Consider the following 16,772-nt stretch of genomic DNA (forward strand, 5'->3'; position numbering starts at 1 on the left):
ATCGATAAATAAAAAACTGATTTAGTTGCCTAAATCAGTTTTTTATTTGGAAAATTAAATATCAGAAAATTTTGCCTTTGGTCTCACTTGGGTTTTCTCCAAATTCTTCACGATATTCTTGAGAAAAACGGCTTAAATGGTTAAAGCCCCAGTCATACGCAAGCTTTGAAATAGAAACCTTTTTATCTGCTCCTGTAGTGCTCAAGATTTTGTAAATTTGTTGAAGACGATATTTTTTCAAATACGACATTGGGCTGGTGCCGTAGTATTGTTGAAATTCATCATACAATTTTGATTTTGAAACCCCAGCCAAACGCTGCAAGTCTTCTGCACAGATTTCTTCGTGAGCATGTTCAATAATAAAATTACGAACCTTTCGAATATAAGCTGGCTCATCTTGATGTGAGAGTGACTTTAAAGCTTCAGAGTAGTTGTTTTCTTGAGATAATAGTAAGGCTTTAATTACAAAATTTTCATAGTCTTCAGATAACATCTGTAAACCATAAAAATTGCTATATTGTGATTTTAGCTGCAAAAAATTCTGAATATTCTTCCACCACGCTCCAATCAGCTGCTCAGAGTCTAAGTGCATTTCAGGGTTAAAAATGATAGGCGTTTCTATAGGTTTATTCAGTAAATCTGCAAGGACAATCTGCATACTTCGCTCAGGAATAACCACCTGAAATTTTCTACAGTCTTTATCGATAATCAGATCTTGTTGATCATTATTTGAAACAATTAGACCTCTGTTTTCATCAGATTGATAATGTGCACCACGAATGTTGAGAGCTTGTCGCCCCTGTATAGGTAAACTAATGCTATAAGCTTTTAAATTTGAGATGTTGATAGCGACGTTTGCACCATAACTGATTGTACCGATTGCCATTTTTTTATTGGGCAAACGCATTCCGTCATAGTGGAAATCGAGATTATCTTTGTAAATTGTGTCTAGACGGTGTTCACCACAAATTGTGGACATCAGATTCTGCGCAAATTCAGCTTTGCGTGAATAATGATTGAGTTCCATCTGTTGGCTGAGTGATATCATATCCTTTTCACCTAGCTAAAACTTATTGCTAAAAAAGCAACTTGTATGCCAATTAATATCCTTTAATTGACGAGTTTTCCTGAAAATATCTAATCAGGAAATAGCGTAAATATTACTTTCTCATACTCTATTAAATTTTAAAAATGGAAATAAGTTAAATACCTTTAAAGTATAAATTTATACCCTAACGAACTTATTTTCTTAGTTTTTTATAACAAGTTATAGTAGAGATAAAGCATTATTTTGAACAGTAGATAATCATAAATTTTTAACGAATAAAAAACCGCTTATATAGAATAAGCGGCTTTTATATAAAACAATTAAATTATTGGGCCGTATAACCGCCATCCATCACGACAGCTTGGCCTGTTACTCCACCTGCTTTTTCACTCGCAAGGAAAATTGCATAATCAGCGATTTCTTCAACAGATAGCAAACGCTTTTGAGGAACCATTGCCAAAATTACATCCTCAAGTGCGCTGTCTAAACTCACATTACGGGTTTTAGCCAAATCTGCAATTTGACCACGGACCAATGGTGTATCTACATACCCCGGACATAAAGCATTTACCGTAATACCATCACGTGCACATTCCAAAGCTGCAACTTTTGTTAGGCCAATTACGCCGTGTTTAGCACTGTTATAACCTGCCTTTCCAGCGAAACCAATCAAGCCATTAATTGAAGCCATATTAATAATACGACCATATTTTTGAGCTTTCATAATTGGAAAAACATGTTTAATTCCAATAAATGCCCCTGTTAACATGACCTGAACTAGCTTTTGAAAAACAGCCGTTGGAAACTCTTCAATAGGCGCAACATGTTGAAAGCCAGCATTGTTAATTAAGATATCGACTGTACCAAAGGTCTTTTGAGTCAGCTCAATTGCTTGTTTATAAGCATCTTCATCGGTCACATCACAAGGTGCAGATAGTGCATCAAAACCTTGCTCTTTAAGTGAGTTCGCCGTTTCTTGGCACTTTTCAGCATTCATGTCAGAAATAACAACTTTGGCACCTTCTTGAACAAATTTCTTAGCAATCTCTAGACCGATACCGCTTGCAGAACCTGTAATAAAAGCAACTTTACTGTCTAAAAGTTTAGTCATCTATTTACTCCTTAATACTTATAACGTGCTGATTTAAACAATACCTGTTACGGTAAAGACCGTAATCACCACAAATACCGCTAATGTCTTAATTACTGTGACTGCAAAAATATCTTTATACGATTGTTTATGGGTTAAACCTGTAACAGCAAGTAAAGTAATTACGGCGCCGTTGTGCGGTAAGGTATCCATACCCCCCGATGCCATTGCAACCACACGGTGCATGACTTCTGGTGGAATACCAGCGGCTAAAATCGCAGCGTTATAGTGTTCAGCCATCGCACTTAAAGCGATACTCATACCACCTGAAGCTGAACCTGTAATACCTGCTAAAACGGTTGTGGTCACCGCCCCATTCATTAAAGGGTTTGTAAAAGTACTGCTCATTGCATGACTAATCATGGCAAAGCCCGGCAATGACGCAATAATTGCTCCGAAACCATACTCAGAAGCCGTATTCATCACTGCTAAAAGTGAGCCGCCAATACTGGCATTAATGCCCTCTTTAAAATTCGTCACGACACGCTGATAATCAAATAAAATTGCAGAAATAATCCCGACAATAAGTGCAAGTCCAACCGCCCAGATCGTACCAGTTTTTGCAACATCGACAGTGTAGTCAGCTAAACCAACGGTGGCAAAATCAAAGCCATTTGGATACCACTCTTTAATTGCTTTAGACAAATATTTGTTCATTACTGCAACAAGAATAAGGGGTACAAACGCTAAAAACTGACGTGCCGTACTTCCATTATTTTGCATAGTCATTTCGGCTTCAATTTCTTGAGGCTGCGTATTGTCTACACCAAAACCAGAAAACCCTTCGCCAGCTTTTGCAGCAGCGCGGCGACGCCATTCCAAGTAGCTCAAACCCATGCATAGAACAAAAATAGCGCCGATAATTCCGAGGAATGGTGCAGCATAAATATTGGTGCCAAAGAATGTAGTTGGAATTACGTTTTGAATTTGTGGCGTACCCGGCAATGCATCCATGGTAAATGTAAATGCACCGAGCGCGATGGTTCCCGGAATTAAACGTTTTGGAATATTGGCTTGTCTAAATAGCTGGTTTGCAAATGGATAAATGGCAAATACCGCAACAAATAAACTTACTCCACTGTAGGTCAAAATTGCACCTAAAAGTACAACGGTTAAAATTGCCTTTTTCGCCCCAATCCATCTTACAATGGTTCTAGCAATAGACTCAGCAATTCCTGACATTTCAACGACTTTACCGAAAATTGCACCAAGCAAGAATACAAGAAAGTAATCTTTAATAAAGTTAACCATTTTCGGCATAAAGACACCCGAATAAAATGGTAAAACATTGGCTGGGTTAATGAGTAGAACAGCAAGTAAGGCACAAATTGGTGCCATGAGAATGACAGAAAAGCCCTTGTAAGCTGTATACATTAACAGCCCAAGTGAAAGTAGAATTACAAATAATTCCCACATATATTCCTTCTCCCTAAAGAATAGATATTAGGTTCAATAAAATTACCAAAAGATATTTAGGTTATCCCAAACCTAAAATGACAAAAATCACAATATCCATATGTGGTAATAGGTAAATGAGCTTAAAAATAAAATATCACTAAAATATTTAAAAACAATGTAATTTATTTAAATTTTAAAATATCAAGAAAATACAATTACCTATATTCTTTAAGTGGTAAAATACCACTATTTTAAAGATTTTATTTTTTAGTAAAACTTATTAATTATTGAGTAAATTAAATTAATACCTCTATATTATTTAATAAAGACAATTAAATAATATATTTTTTAAATTAATTTGGTGAATATTTTCTTAGCTAAGATCAGTAATCTTTTATAAGTAATAAAAACCCACTTAATGACGAGTGGGTTCAATTAAAATTTAATATCACTCGACTGCCTTAGACACAAGCTCTTACGCTTTTATTTCATTCGAGTTAGTCTTAAATTAAAGTCAGATGGAAGTAAAATTCGATATTCTATCTCCGAGCCTGGTTTGACTTCAGTTTCTTGAGAAGTGGCAATATTTGGGCACATTCCACCGCCTGTTTCTAATCTAAAAATATAGTATTTGGGCTCAAGATAAATCGTAGCTATTTCATTTGAACGAATCGAGAATACTTTTTCGTTATTAACATACATATCATGACTACAACCAGATCCTAAAAAACCTTTATCTCTTAAAAAAGTAACTTTTGCTTGTTCAGGAGTGTGTTTCTTTAAATAGTTCTGATTGTATATTCTCTCATTAGGTACTGGCTTGGCTGTATTTGAAGCAACTGGAGCTGTTGAACACCCAATTAAGCTGAGAACTAGTCCTAAAAAAATAATGTTTTTCATGAAATTATCCCTTTTAATAATGAGTAAAATTTAACAGTTTAGAAAACGAAAAACCACCCAAAGGTTGCTTTAAACTTAATGAAATTTTAGTAGTGAGAGTAAAAACTTAGTTAGTGTTAAATTAAAGTTAAATACTGTACTGAATTGAAACAGTTTTACCTAAAAATTTAGAATTAGGATTTGGTGATTGTATTCCTACACCATTAAAGCCAATATTTTTAAGAACATTTTCAGCAATTAAATTAAGATATCTATAATTTGTGCCGTTGATGATATGCCCCATTTTTTTACTAACCTGATTAGAGTAAAGTCCAACTCTAAATTTGCCATCTATTGGCATAGAAACAGAGATTGCTTTTTGATCAATTTCTTTGGCAATAACCACTCCTGAAGTATCTCTTTTTGACTTCTAGCCAGCGTTTACTGTACATGCTGAAATAGCGATAGTGCCATAAAGGGATATAATCTGTACTTATCAACTTAACTCCTAAATTGCTCACACTAAAAAAACCACCGAAGTGGGTTTGAACTTATATCTATAAATTAATATTACAATTTGAATGTCCTCATACATTTTGGTTACGTATCCACCTTGCTCGAAACTTTAATATTTAATCGATATCCATATTCCGGAAACAAAACTAAAAATTAGATAAATAAATGCAGCAATAATTACGGAAATAAAAACTATGATAATCCCGTCAGAAATATGATCTCCATTGGTATCATTCTCAGGATTTTCCTTGGGATTAATTATGATTGGAGTATTTAAAGATTTTTTCGCCTCATAGAATCCCCATCCTATACCCAGCAAAACAATTAGTATCGCGAAACCAACTCCAAGATCATAAATAACCTCTTCAGCAGCATATTTATCATTTGAAGCTGAAACACATTTATCAAAATATTTTTTTTCAGGTTCAGAAAGTGTAGAGATTGCTTTTTGATCTTTAAACAGATCTTTAAAATGGATATTGCATGTCTCAATAAATTCTTCTTTATCGTCAGTTCCATCTCCCTCGTAATTGCTTGGACGGGAAATATATATTGAACTATGTGTAGTTGTAGCCATCTAATTACAGTAATTTATATATAAATTGATATTTTAATTGATAGTGAAAACTATTCAATTTATACCTTCCTCAATTGGCATTTCCAAATAGTAGAGGCAGGATCCTGCTGAATATGAATGACCCGAAAAGAACCTAAGGAAGTTATCCACTCATCATCAAGTTTTGGAATTATAGTCAATTTATTCTGCAACACAGTTACTTTTTTATCTGTGGCCAAGCTCCAAAAGGTTTAGATTTTATATTGATTGTATAAGCAAAATAGAATTAAACAATCTGAGTAATTTTCTTTAACTCCATTTTTAGAGTTTTCATTTGTTTTTTCTGGTCGTTCTTCATCCAGCCCTTTAATACGTAGAAGAATCCATATAACTTAAATAGCCCTTTTCAAAGGGCTATTTAAGTAGAAAAAACTACTCTAATCCATATCCTATCGTTGATTAAATCTGATATTGATCAGCTTTAAGATTTGGTTGATCTACAAGCAATTCAATAAAAGGTGGAATTGAGGTAGTGTTAAGCAAATACGGGTTAAACTCATCGACATGATGATGAAAAAAGAAATCTTTTATTTTGGTATTTATAGGCGCAAATTTCATACTCCAATGCTTAAATAACCGCTGCTCGGATGGTTCCGAAAAGATAATTTCACAGTTCTGATGCCGCGAATCTTTCAAAATTGAATTATAAAACAGTGATTCAACCTGTTCTTTCTCACCCTCTAAATACTGCAAGAAATACCCATTACCATAGTAAAGTACTCCCGTAATATCATTATAAGAGTTGAATTTGACTGCTTCTGTGAGGATATCAATTAAATCTTGTTTTACTTGACTATGTTCACTATTGGTTTTACTTGCATACATAAAGCCTATTAAACTCATAGCGATAACTCGAAGATATATGTCAGTTGGACATTCTGACAGCTACACACCACCCTTACAACCTGACCTATTTAAAACCTTGTATTTCAAGAGTAAAGATTATTATCGTTTTGAATATGACAAACTTTAACAACCAGAAATCTTTTGTAAATTAATATCAACTTAACAAACTAACTAGAAAATATTAATTTCAGTAAAATCAAGAATTGTCTTTAATTTGTGGATGTCTAATGGAGAACCATGAAATTATTCTTCAAGACGAACATCATAAACAACTTAAGATTGTCAAAGTTCAGGATGTACGTTTTGATGTAAATACCCTTAACAATAGTTATCAATGGTTATGGGTATTTGATCATAGCTCAGAGTTTTTCCCATTTGAATTATGGGATCAGCTCGACAATGCAACTGTTCATCAAAAGATAAAGCTAGATAATCAAGTTTTTAAAATTATCAAGATTTTGACAAAGAAAACTAAAGTCATGCCGTCATAACATATAGCTGTACAGATACGATGGAAGCTAAGAAAAGGATAATTCTTCAAGGTTTTTGAATCATTATATGAAAATACCACTCTTATTATATTTAATGACTATTAGCCTTACATCTTGTATGTTAAAGCCTACTATAGCTACTAATGAAGATATCTTTATTCAACCTGTACTTATCACAAGCAATGTGAGAAGTAATATTTCAATGATGGCTTCAGCACAAGGAAAGCTCATAGTAGATAAAAATGGATGTATCAGACTTGAAGATCAAACGGCTCCACTAATTATTTGGCCCTATGGCAGCAAATTAGAAAACTTAGAAAATGGTAAATTTAAAATTACTAATGGTTTTACAAATCAATCTGCTGTAATTGGTGAACAGATATCACTAGATGGTGGGTTATATGAAGTGAAATCTACTCAAGTTACTCCTTTTATTCCTAAAGCTTGCGCAGATTATGGTTATTGGTTAGCTGGCGCTATGGAAGTAAATTAAGCTCTTATTTAGCTTAATATCATCGTAAAATTAAGTCTTGGATATTATTGTGAGAAATTTGTTATTTGATAGAATCTCCTTAAAATTTTGAAAAGAGTTGAAAAATGATAAAAAAGACAATTTTAATTATTATTCTTTCCTTAATATCTTATAAATTTATCCATGCAGCACAAATTATTTACATACCTAAAAATGATTTGAATTGGCAGGGTTTTGATTTTCATTACGTATTCTTTTCGGATGGTGAAAAAGCATCTAGAGAAATTTTTGACCAAAGAATGAAAAAACAGGTTGATATCTTTAAAGCTCATCATGAACCAAGAATTAAATTTGCAAAGAATTTACAAGATAAACTTCAAGCAGAATGTGATTATGTTGCAGATGCTCAAAAACTTCTGGCAGTGTATATGCAGTACTATCCAAAGCTTTTACAACAGAAAGATGCGAAACCAATTTTCTTTCAATTTCAGGAATATTTAGATCATTTCAAAACCAATAATTCAAAATGTGAAACTTAAAGACAATTAAGTATTCTTTATTACATATTAATATCTTTTAGGTGCAATCATTAAGTGCTTGCTTTATTTTTCGTTTACTGTTCTATAGATTAGCAACCATTAAAAAAAGTAAAACTTGAAACTAACCCTAAAAAATAATTTTTTCATGAAATTATCTACGCTAACAATAAAAATGAACAGACGTGATTCTTATGCCATCTTTACTTTCCTCCAGACAATAAAAAACGACTACTGGTTTATGAAGATGGTTATCTATAATTCTTTGACACACTTTAATGAAGCTGCCTTTAAGTCATTATCAGCTTTGTAGATCATATTTGAACTAGAGGCACTTAAAATTGTTCTAGCTTCAATTATATCTTTGTTAATAGTCTTAACGTCTAGAATCATACCATTTTCAATGTAAATCATATTATTTGCATACTTAACTTTGTTGAATACAACATGGCCACTAGTATCATCACAAAGTATTCCATTGCCATCTGCTTCAAGTTTTATTGTTGATATGCTTGGGCCGATTAAAATCGTCCATATACCTGATACTGAAGGTGTTGAAGGCTGTATTTGGCTAAATTTATTATTAACCATTTGAGTAGTTGGGCTTATACACCCACTTAATAAAAAAACTAAGCTTAATGCAATTATCTTTTGCATGATAATTATCCATTTTTAATTATGAGTGAAATTTAACAGTTCAGAAAATGAAAAACCACCCGAAGATAGTTTAAGTAATGTATTTAATATTTATTAATCTTACATTTAGTTTTTAATGTAGGTACTGGCGGTAAAAGTCCGGTTTTATGTTTTATGAGTTAATCTGTATCATTGTTCTCTACTTCTTTTTCTTAATTTTTGTCAAAAAACATCATATTAGATAAATTTTCGTATAAATTACTCTTCAAGGTAAGTTGAGTAATCTAAAGGTAAGAAATGACGCTGAAACAATTAAAAGCTTTTTTAGCTCTTGCACGTACCCTCAACTATGCTAATGCTTCTTTAGAGCTACATCTAAGCCAATCTGCCTTAAGTCTTACCATCAAAAGTTTAGAAGAAGAGTTAGGCGGTAAACTGTTTAACCGTAATACTCGCCGTGTTGAGCTTACCCAAGAAGGCAAATCCCTCATTCCCTATGCAAAAAAATTACTCGCCAATTGGGATGAAATGGAAAATGATGTTAAACAACGCTTTAAACTTAATCGGGGAACTTTAAGTATTGCTTCTATGCCCTTTGTGACCCATGCAATTTTACCTGAAGTAATTCACCAGTTTTTAGCTGTTCACCCTAATCTTAATTTTTCAATTCACGATATTCCAAATGAGACCATTATAGAAAAAGTACAAGACGGTATTTTTGAACTTGGGATCTGCTTTGAACCTGATCTCACCGAAGGCTTAGAGTTTAAACCGCTATTTGAAGAAGATTTCTTAGCTCTATTGCCAAAGACCCACCCACTTGCTCAATCATCTTCTATTACATGGCATGAGCTTTGCTCAAATCCATTCGTAACTTTGCAAAAACCTTCAATTGTTCGTTATTTAGTTGAGCAAAATTGTTTGCGAAATAATATAACGCTCGATTTAAAAGTGGAATGTCACCAAATTTCATCACTTTCAAGTTTTGTGGCTTATGGTATTGGGGTAAGTGCAATTCCAAGACACTTCGCCAAACATATTGATAAAGAACATAACGTGTTGATTGAGTTAAAGGATGAAGCTATTCATAAGACTGTGGGAATTGTTTATAAGAAGAACTTTGAAATTTCAAATATTTCTACTCAATTTATTGAGGCTTTGGTTCAATATAAATTTTAAAAAATTAAAGACTGTCTTTTAAGATGAATTAAGCATGCATTTAAGATAAATTTATTAATTGTTATAGTTTTCAGTAGATTATGATAATTTTTCAACATTTTTTGCTCAGTGCAAAACTATTGTTTTGTTGAGAATTTGATATCATTCATTGATTATACTTATTAATCCTTTAAAAAAATTAACTTCTATAACGCAAAATGTGATGCTAAAACTAAACTACTAAGGGATATAGGAAAACAACAGAATGAATAAAGTTTATGCCAATGCAGAGGCAGCACTGAAAGATGTTATTGCAGATAATCAAACACTCGCTGTAGGCGGTTTTGGTTTATGCGGAATTCCTGAAAAACTAATTGTTGCGGTTAAGCAAAGTGGTGTAACTGGTCTAACTTGTATTTCGAATAATGCAGGTGTAGATGATTTTGGTTTAGGCATTTTGCTTCAAACCAAACAAATCAAAAAAATGATTTCTTCTTATGTAGGTGAAAACAAAGAGTTTGAGCGCCAATATTTAAATGGCGAACTTGATGTAGAACTTACACCACAAGGTACTTTAGCTGAAAAGTTACGTGCTGGCGGAGCTGGGATTCCTGCATTTTATACTCAAACTGGCGTGGGTACTCTCATTGCTGAAGGTAAAGAAGAACGTACCTTTCATGGCAAAAACTACATTTTAGAAGAATCGTTAACAGCAGATGTGGCTCTTGTTAAAGCATATAAAGCTGACAAAGCAGGTAATTTAGTATTTCGTAAAACTGCTCAAAATTTTAACCCTGAATGTGCGATGGCTGGAAAAATTACAATCGCAGAAGTTGAACAGGTTGTTGAAATTGGTGAATTAGATCCGGATGAAATCCATTTGCCGGGTATCTATGTAAATCGCATTGTACTTAATGCGTCACCTGAAAAACGTATTGAGCATAAAACTTTAAGCACGGAGGCAGTATAAAATGGCTTGGTCACGTAACGAAATGGCACAACGTGCTGCAAAAGAACTTGAAGACGGTTTTTATGTCAATTTAGGTATTGGCTTACCTACTCTAGTTGCCAATTATATTCCTGAAAATATTAATGTTTGGCTTCAATCTGAAAATGGCCTCTTAGGTATTGGTGAGTTTCCAACTGAAGAAACGGTTGATGCTGATTTAATTAATGCTGGTAAACAAACAGTCACTGCTCGCGCTGGAGCTGCCTTTTTCTCAAGCTCAGAATCTTTTGCCATGATCCGTGGTGGTCATGTCAACATTGCAATTTTAGGTGCAATGGAAGTTTCTGAAAACGGTGACTTAGCGAACTGGATGATTCCAGGTAAGAAAGTCAAAGGTATGGGCGGCGCAATGGACTTGGTTGTTGGTGTCCAAAAAGTTGTTGTTCTTATGGAACACTGTGCAAAAGATGGTACACCAAAAATCGTAAAAAACTGTAGTTTACCTTTAACAGGTAAAGGTGTAGTTCACCGCGTAATTACTGACTTAGGTGTAATGGATATTACTCCGCAAGGCGTAGAGCTGATTGAACTTGCTAAAGATGTCACGCTTGAACAGATTCAAGCTGCTACAGGTGTCGAATTTTATAAAACCTTAGTCGCGTAAATTCTAAGATTTAGTTAGCTGTACAAGACTCAAGTTAGAAAGTGAGCTTGAGTCTTAGCCCTTTTAAGCACCGGATGTGCTGTTTATAAATAAGAACGAGAAGGATTTTTCAGCTATGGAAAAACAGCAAGGAATTTTTGAAAGATTTGCTCTTCGGATTAGTGACTGGTCTGAAAAATGGTTTCCTGATTCATATATTTTTGCATTACTCGGCGTCATTATTGTGTCTATTGCCGCTTTGGGTATTGGCGCCCCAATTCACGATGTGGCAACTTCTTTCGGTAATGGTTTCTGGAGTCTTATTCCCTTTACCCTGCAAATGACTATGCTCATTATTGTAGGTTATGTAGTTTCTGTATCTAAGCCAGTCAAATATCTCATCCAAAAAATGGCACGTATTCCAAATTCTGGTCGTGGTGCTATTGTTTTGGTAGCAACAGTTAGTTTGCTAATTTCATTGGTCAATTGGGCTGTTAGCACAATTCTTACAGCGCTTTTGGTAATTGCTTTAGCAAAACGTAAAGAGCTGAATATGGATTACCGCGCAGCAGCTGCGGCTGCGATTATTGGTATGGGAGCAACATGGGCACTGGGAATTAGCTCTTCGGCAGCACAGCTTCAGGCAAATAAAACCAGTTTACCTGAGTCAATTTATAACTTAACTGGCGTTATTCCATTTACTGAAACGATTTTCCTTTGGCAATCAATTGCGATGACTATTATTTTGGTGCTTGTTTCAATCGCAATCGCTTATTGGTCAGCTCCAAAAGGTAATAATGTTAAAACGATTGATAGTTTTGATGTGCAGTTTGAAGAAGACAAACCCCATGATGAGAAATCTAATCGTCCAGGCGACTGGTTAGAAAACTCACCTATCTTAACAATTATTGTGGTCGCATTAGGCTTAATCTGGATGTTTTTTGAGTTTTCAAAAAGCAATCCAATCATTGCTATTTCAAGCCTTAACACCTACAACTTTGTGTTCTTAATGCTTGGTCTAGCATTGCATGGCACACCACGAAACTTTTTAAATGCTGTTTCAAAGGCAGTTCCGGCTGTCTCAGGAATCTTAATTCAGTTTCCACTTTATGGAAGCATCGCCTTTATTATGACGCAAGCTTTAAACAGTCAAGATTTATCGCTGTCGCATTATATAGCTGAGTTTTTCGTTTCAATCGCCTCAAAAGAAACCTTTGCAATTGTGATGGGAATTTACTCTGCGATTCTTGGGTTCTTCGTGCCATCTGGCGGTGGAAAATGGATTATTGAAGCCCCATATGTCATGCAAGCAGCAAATGATTTAAAGGTTCATTTGGGCTGGTCTGTACAAATATATAATGCAGCCGAAGCTTTACCAAACTTAATCAATCCATTTTTTATGCTTCCAATGTTAGGCATTTTAAAGCTAAAAGCAAAAGATGTGATTGGGTTTACAGTGACTCAGCTCGTTGTGCATTTTCCATTAGTTTTATTCTTGCTGTGGTTCTTTGGAAGAACACTCAGTTACACCCCTCCAACTTTTTAATTTAGTGGCGCCTTTGGTTTAGGCTAAAGGCAAATTTAGCAAAAACACCAATAAGAGATATTAAGATGAGTTCAATTGTTATAGTTTCAGGTAGCCGTACTGCAATGGGTGGTTTTCAGGGTAGTTTATCTTCTCTAACTGCACCAGAACTTGGCGCTGCTGTTATCCGTGAATCGATCCAACGTGCAGGTATTAAACCTGAACAAGTAGATGAAGTTATTTTCGGTTGCGTACTCAGTGCAGGTATTGGTCAAGGCCCTGCTCGCCAAGCCATGCGTAAAGCAGGTGTACCTGATCATGTCGGAGCTGTCACCATTAATAAACTTTGTGGCTCTGCTATGAAAGCGGTGTTAATGGCATCAGATACTTTAAAAGCAGGCAGTGCCAATATTATTGTGGCTGGCGGCATGGAATCTATGACCAATGCACCTTATATTTTGCCGAAAGCTCGCGGTGGTTACCGTATGGGCCACGGCGAAATTAAGGACCACATGTTTTTAGATGGCCTTGAAGATGCTGAAACAGGCCGTTTAATGGGTTCTTTTGCTCAAGACATGGCAAACACCAAAGGCTTTACCCGTGAGCAAATGGATAACTTTGCGATTTCTTCACTTAAAAAAGCACAAACTGCCATTACAGAAGGTTACTTCAAAGAAGAGATCGTTCCCGTTGAAGTAAAAACACGTAAAGGCGTGGAAGTTGTTGATCAAGATGAGCAACCATTAAAAGCAAATCTTGAGAAAATTCCAACTTTACGTCCCGCTTTTAGTAAGGACGGTACAATTACAGCAGCTAACTCAAGCTCAATTTCTGATGGTGCTGCTGCATTAGTACTTACTACTGAAGAATATGCACTGTCTCATGGTTTAAATACTTTAGCAAAAATTATTGCAACTTCTACTCACTCGCAGCATCCAAGCGAATTTACAATTGCTCCAATTAGTGCAATTCAAAAAGTGCTTGAGCGTGCTGGTTGGTCAGTTGATGAAGTAGATGCTTGGGAAATTAATGAAGCTTTTGCAATGGTAGCAATGGCACCAATTCATGAGCTAGGAATTGATGAAGCTAAAGTGAACGTACATGGTGGCGCTTGTGCTTTAGGCCATCCAATTGGCGCTACGGGTTCAAGAATTATCCTTTCTCTCATTTATGCATTAAAACGCTTAGGTAAAAAGAAAGGTGTTGCTGCCCTATGTATTGGTGGCGGTGAAGCAACTGCTGTTGCAATTGAAATCTAATTAAAAAATAAAAGAAGATGTAAGGACTTTCCTTGCATCTTCTTTTTATAAATAAAATTCTTAAGCTGTTTTAAATAGCTCATAGCAAGTTTGACGGAACCATTTATGGCTACTCTTATGGTGACAAGACATATGCCAATGTTGCTTAACGTCATAAGTTGGAAAATCAAGCGGTGCAGGTAAAATCTGTAAGTTCTCTCTAACCAATAAAACTTGGCTTAAATAATATGGAACAGTGGCAATCGCATCTGTTTCCTGAACGACTAAACCTACCCCTAGATAACTTGGTAATCGAATCAAAATATTTCGATCCAACCCTTTATTTTGCAGCTCATTTTTAATGTGATAATGCCCAATACCTGCATCAATATCGATATGATATTCGCGCATATAATCTTCTAAAGTAAAGTTATTCGGGTCTAAACGAGGATGGCTTTTTGAGCTAATCACGACATAGTGTTGACGGAAAAACTTCTGTTGATAAAAACCTTCTTCTAATTGGGGCAAGAAACCTATCGCCAAATCAATTTCACCATTTGCCATTTGATAGCTGGTTTCTGGCGTAATCGGTCTAATATTTAAACGAATAAGAGGGGCTTTTTCTTTTAAATAGTTGGTTAACTGAGGCAATAAAACCAAATGTGATACATCAGTCATTGCAATGGTAAACAGCTGATCTGAGGTCAATGGATCGAAGTTCACATTAAAGTTATTAATACTTTCAACTTTATCAATAACTTCACTAATAAGAGGGAAAATCTGCTTTGCAAGTTCGGTCGGAATCATTTCATTTCCAACTCGAATAAACAAAGGATCATTAAAATGTTGGCGAATTTTGTTTAGACCGTTACTTACACTCGGCTGTGTTAAACCAATAGCATCTGCAGCCATTGAAACACTTTTGAACCGATAAATATGATAAAAAATATTTAATAATCTACTGTCTAGATCAAACAAAATTGTCTCCGCTTGGACTCAATAATCCAGTGAAATAAGTTCAAAAGCAGGCAGAAATAATAGAAAGATTTCTATACCCTACTTTTGACTTATTGAAATTTACTCTAAATTAGCAAAGAACTTAGACGAGGGGCAATGCTTTATAATGCCTTTCATCGTAAAGACCTAAGCATAATCTACTTATTTGATTAATTTATATATAAATATCGTGTACTTCATCTTGCGAATGAGTATGCGTTATTGTTCTTGCTGGGCTTTAAAACCATTCCATATTTGTTGTACCGATTTATTATCACTCAAATTATTTTTGAAGATATAAATATCTTGGGCAAGGCAATATTCTTGCTGATCTAAAATAACCAATTTTCCAGCTGCAAGGTCTTCTTCAACGTTAATTTTCGGAATCCATGCTACTCCTAAACCCTGTAAAACCAGTTCTTTTAAGTTAGTCGCATTGTCCGTTTCATATAACGTTTTATAAACAAGTTTACCTTCTATCAGTTGGTCTACCAGTTTTCTTAAGTAAGCGTGTTTGCTATAGGCAAGCAAAGCAAAATTACTTTGTATTGTATGTTTAGGACTATGGTCAGGCTCAGTGGCAGAAACTGGAACAATAACTGTTTCAGCAATTTTAATACCACTTAAAATATCATCTCCAACTTTTCTAATATTGCTTTTATCTGCATAGCAAATCATGAAATCACAGGCACCTTCTTTTAACAAAGACAGGCCTTCTCCACTATTCGTTGCGACAATTTCAATTTTTAAATCACGAATAAGGGTAGGAAATTTCTTTAAAAATGTTGTTAAAAAACCTGAAGCTAATGAATGAACAACACAGAAACGAATGGTAGATTCAGTTTCATTTTTAATATTTTTGATGAGTTTTGCGGTCTCCTCTACCTGCTTTTCAATGTTTTTAGACATGACTAACAAAATTCGTCCAATGTCGGTAAATTCGATATTGTTCTTGTTGTTTCTAATGATGACTTCCGCGCCAATCATTTCTTCAATTTGCTGAATTCTTCGAGTAAATGCAGACTGACTAATAAATCTTTTCTCTGCTGCTTTTGAGATTGAACGTTCACGTTCTAATGTGAGGAGATCCTCTACCCAACGCACTTCTAAATTCATCTTATCTATTCCCTTTTAGATTTATAATTTTATTAATTGATATTTTTGGGAAATAGCATGAATAAATGTAGTGATGAATAAAAATGGTAAAACATAGGGAGTACCTGCAAAAATGCGAGAAGAGAATGGACAAAGCCAAACTATGAAAATGAAGTATTTAATAATTCTGACATAGAAAAGAAAATAAGAAAATAATAGGTTTTGTTTTAACACGTTAAGAGATGAACATAAGTTCGACTCAACTAAAAAAATATTTGAAATCAATAAATAAAAAAAACATCATAAAAATAAATAAAGTATTTGAATAAGATAAATTTTAGAAATAAGTATAGGTCTTTATTTAATCATTTCATGGATAAAAAAAGTCCGCACCTTGGGGAAGAATGCGGACTGTGAACTGTTTCAATAACCAATCCCTAGGTTATTGATTAAATTTTTTAGACTCTTAAATTAATATACTATTCCACTATAAAAAGTATTTAAAAAATCTAATCTTATATCTCATCTACTCTGCCTAATCACAAAAACAAGAGAATTATTATTTACTCTTGCAATAAGA

Annotated in this window: 18 protein-coding genes and 1 pseudogene; 8 read left to right on the plus strand and 11 right to left on the minus strand. The window is 34.5% G+C overall.

Translation table 11 applies throughout. From position 1 onward, the window contains the following. Positions 1 to 61: 61 nt before the first annotated feature. From ACG59Z_RS06050 to ACG59Z_RS06085, 8 genes and pseudogenes are all read right to left on the minus strand, one after another. Positions 62 to 1,048 carry an AraC family transcriptional regulator gene (locus ACG59Z_RS06050; RefSeq protein ID WP_001987950.1) on the minus strand — a complete coding sequence of 329 codons (987 nt, stop codon included), beginning with the start codon at positions 1,046 to 1,048 and terminating at the stop codon, positions 62 to 64. A 325-nt stretch (positions 1,049 to 1,373) separates the two neighbouring features. Next, the gene (locus ACG59Z_RS06055; protein WP_400198407.1) at positions 1,374 to 2,159 is read right to left on the minus strand and encodes a 3-hydroxybutyrate dehydrogenase; all 786 of its coding nucleotides are present in this window, start codon (positions 2,157 to 2,159) and stop codon (positions 1,374 to 1,376) included. A gap of 33 nt (positions 2,160 to 2,192) precedes the next feature. Beyond that, the gene (locus ACG59Z_RS06060) at positions 2,193 to 3,614 is read right to left on the minus strand and encodes a GntP family permease (protein WP_400198408.1); all 1,422 of its coding nucleotides are present in this window, start codon (positions 3,612 to 3,614) and stop codon (positions 2,193 to 2,195) included. A 465-nt stretch (positions 3,615 to 4,079) separates the two neighbouring features. Next, positions 4,080 to 4,496: a hypothetical protein gene (locus ACG59Z_RS06065; protein ID WP_151988127.1), complete on the minus strand. Its 417-nt coding sequence runs from the start codon at positions 4,494 to 4,496 to the stop codon at positions 4,080 to 4,082. Positions 4,497 to 4,623: 127 nt separating this feature from the next. Further along, positions 4,624 to 4,881: a hypothetical protein gene (locus tag ACG59Z_RS06070; RefSeq protein WP_227602585.1), complete on the minus strand. Its 258-nt coding sequence runs from the start codon at positions 4,879 to 4,881 to the stop codon at positions 4,624 to 4,626. A 219-nt stretch (positions 4,882 to 5,100) separates the two neighbouring features. Further along, positions 5,101 to 5,454: a hypothetical protein gene (locus ACG59Z_RS06075; RefSeq protein ID WP_198308087.1), complete on the minus strand. Its 354-nt coding sequence runs from the start codon at positions 5,452 to 5,454 to the stop codon at positions 5,101 to 5,103. A gap of 173 nt (positions 5,455 to 5,627) precedes the next feature. Next, a pseudogene (locus ACG59Z_RS06080) lies at positions 5,628 to 5,900 on the minus strand (glutamate 5-kinase); the annotation flags it as partial. A 106-nt stretch (positions 5,901 to 6,006) separates the two neighbouring features. Beyond that, positions 6,007 to 6,450: a BLUF domain-containing protein gene (locus tag ACG59Z_RS06085; protein ID WP_198308052.1), complete on the minus strand. Its 444-nt coding sequence runs from the start codon at positions 6,448 to 6,450 to the stop codon at positions 6,007 to 6,009. Positions 6,451 to 6,680: 230 nt separating this feature from the next. Here ACG59Z_RS06085 and ACG59Z_RS06090 point away from each other — a divergent pair, with 230 nt between their 5' ends. From ACG59Z_RS06090 to ACG59Z_RS06100, 3 genes are all read left to right on the plus strand, one after another. Beyond that, the gene (locus ACG59Z_RS06090) at positions 6,681 to 6,944 is read left to right on the plus strand and encodes a hypothetical protein (protein WP_198308053.1); all 264 of its coding nucleotides are present in this window, start codon (positions 6,681 to 6,683) and stop codon (positions 6,942 to 6,944) included. Between the two features lie 67 nt (positions 6,945 to 7,011). Beyond that, the gene (locus ACG59Z_RS06095) at positions 7,012 to 7,437 is read left to right on the plus strand and encodes a hypothetical protein (RefSeq protein WP_400198412.1); all 426 of its coding nucleotides are present in this window, start codon (positions 7,012 to 7,014) and stop codon (positions 7,435 to 7,437) included. 104 nt (positions 7,438 to 7,541) lie between these two features. Next, positions 7,542 to 7,955 (plus strand): hypothetical protein, encoded by a 414-nt coding sequence (locus tag ACG59Z_RS06100; protein ID WP_400198414.1) that lies wholly within the window; start codon positions 7,542 to 7,544, stop codon positions 7,953 to 7,955. Positions 7,956 to 8,207: 252 nt separating this feature from the next. Here the strand turns inward: ACG59Z_RS06100 and ACG59Z_RS06105 are convergent, their stop codons facing one another. Continuing rightward, on the minus strand, positions 8,208 to 8,609 hold the full coding sequence (locus tag ACG59Z_RS06105; protein ID WP_400198415.1) for a J517_1871 family lipoprotein: 402 nt from the start codon (positions 8,607 to 8,609) through the stop codon (positions 8,208 to 8,210). A gap of 276 nt (positions 8,610 to 8,885) precedes the next feature. Here ACG59Z_RS06105 and ACG59Z_RS06110 point away from each other — a divergent pair, with 276 nt between their 5' ends. From ACG59Z_RS06110 to ACG59Z_RS06130, 5 genes are all read left to right on the plus strand, one after another. Next, a complete protein-coding gene (locus tag ACG59Z_RS06110; RefSeq protein WP_086223826.1) occupies positions 8,886 to 9,767 on the plus strand; it encodes a LysR family transcriptional regulator in 882 nt (293 codons plus the stop codon). Between the two features lie 244 nt (positions 9,768 to 10,011). Next, a complete protein-coding gene (locus ACG59Z_RS06115; RefSeq protein ID WP_100192943.1) occupies positions 10,012 to 10,716 on the plus strand; it encodes a CoA transferase subunit A in 705 nt (234 codons plus the stop codon). Position 10,717: 1 nt separating this feature from the next. Further along, a complete protein-coding gene (locus ACG59Z_RS06120) occupies positions 10,718 to 11,359 on the plus strand; it encodes a 3-oxoacid CoA-transferase subunit B (protein WP_151683074.1) in 642 nt (213 codons plus the stop codon). A gap of 115 nt (positions 11,360 to 11,474) precedes the next feature. After that, positions 11,475 to 12,884 (plus strand): short-chain fatty acid transporter, encoded by a 1,410-nt coding sequence (locus ACG59Z_RS06125; protein ID WP_400198419.1) that lies wholly within the window; start codon positions 11,475 to 11,477, stop codon positions 12,882 to 12,884. A 65-nt stretch (positions 12,885 to 12,949) separates the two neighbouring features. Further along, positions 12,950 to 14,122 carry a thiolase family protein gene (locus tag ACG59Z_RS06130; RefSeq protein ID WP_400198421.1) on the plus strand — a complete coding sequence of 391 codons (1,173 nt, stop codon included), beginning with the start codon at positions 12,950 to 12,952 and terminating at the stop codon, positions 14,120 to 14,122. Between the two features lie 60 nt (positions 14,123 to 14,182). Here the strand turns inward: ACG59Z_RS06130 and ACG59Z_RS06135 are convergent, their stop codons facing one another. Further along, positions 14,183 to 15,079 (minus strand): LysR family transcriptional regulator, encoded by an 897-nt coding sequence (locus tag ACG59Z_RS06135; protein ID WP_004887299.1) that lies wholly within the window; start codon positions 15,077 to 15,079, stop codon positions 14,183 to 14,185. 237 nt (positions 15,080 to 15,316) lie between these two features. Beyond that, positions 15,317 to 16,213 (minus strand): LysR substrate-binding domain-containing protein, encoded by an 897-nt coding sequence (locus tag ACG59Z_RS06140; RefSeq protein WP_019459097.1) that lies wholly within the window; start codon positions 16,211 to 16,213, stop codon positions 15,317 to 15,319. Positions 16,214 to 16,772 lie beyond the last annotated feature (559 nt).

Source organism: Acinetobacter sp. ABJ_C1_1 (genome assembly GCF_044684115.1).
Taxonomy (GTDB): domain Bacteria; phylum Pseudomonadota; class Gammaproteobacteria; order Pseudomonadales; family Moraxellaceae; genus Acinetobacter; species Acinetobacter nosocomialis_A.

Bases quoted from the DNA above. Each gene is read 5' to 3' on its own strand.
- ACG59Z_RS06050 (WP_001987950.1), bottom strand. From the start codon at position 1,048: ATGATATCACTCAGCCAACAGATGGAACTCAATCATTATTCACGCAAA.
- ACG59Z_RS06055 (WP_400198407.1), bottom strand. From the start codon at position 2,159: ATGACTAAACTTTTAGACAGTAAAGTTGCTTTTATTACAGGTTCTGCA.
- ACG59Z_RS06060 (WP_400198408.1), bottom strand. From the start codon at position 3,614: ATGTGGGAATTATTTGTAATTCTACTTTCACTTGGGCTGTTAATGTAT.
- ACG59Z_RS06065 (WP_151988127.1), bottom strand. From the start codon at position 4,496: ATGAAAAACATTATTTTTTTAGGACTAGTTCTCAGCTTAATTGGGTGT.
- ACG59Z_RS06085 (WP_198308052.1), bottom strand. From the start codon at position 6,450: ATGAGTTTAATAGGCTTTATGTATGCAAGTAAAACCAATAGTGAACAT.
- ACG59Z_RS06090 (WP_198308053.1), top strand. From the start codon at position 6,681: ATGGAGAACCATGAAATTATTCTTCAAGACGAACATCATAAACAACTT.
- ACG59Z_RS06095 (WP_400198412.1), top strand. From the start codon at position 7,012: ATGAAAATACCACTCTTATTATATTTAATGACTATTAGCCTTACATCT.
- ACG59Z_RS06100 (WP_400198414.1), top strand. From the start codon at position 7,542: ATGATAAAAAAGACAATTTTAATTATTATTCTTTCCTTAATATCTTAT.
- ACG59Z_RS06105 (WP_400198415.1), bottom strand. From the start codon at position 8,609: ATGCAAAAGATAATTGCATTAAGCTTAGTTTTTTTATTAAGTGGGTGT.
- ACG59Z_RS06110 (WP_086223826.1), top strand. From the start codon at position 8,886: ATGACGCTGAAACAATTAAAAGCTTTTTTAGCTCTTGCACGTACCCTC.
- ACG59Z_RS06115 (WP_100192943.1), top strand. From the start codon at position 10,012: ATGAATAAAGTTTATGCCAATGCAGAGGCAGCACTGAAAGATGTTATT.
- ACG59Z_RS06120 (WP_151683074.1), top strand. From the start codon at position 10,718: ATGGCTTGGTCACGTAACGAAATGGCACAACGTGCTGCAAAAGAACTT.
- ACG59Z_RS06125 (WP_400198419.1), top strand. From the start codon at position 11,475: ATGGAAAAACAGCAAGGAATTTTTGAAAGATTTGCTCTTCGGATTAGT.
- ACG59Z_RS06130 (WP_400198421.1), top strand. From the start codon at position 12,950: ATGAGTTCAATTGTTATAGTTTCAGGTAGCCGTACTGCAATGGGTGGT.
- ACG59Z_RS06140 (WP_019459097.1), bottom strand. From the start codon at position 16,213: ATGAATTTAGAAGTGCGTTGGGTAGAGGATCTCCTCACATTAGAACGT.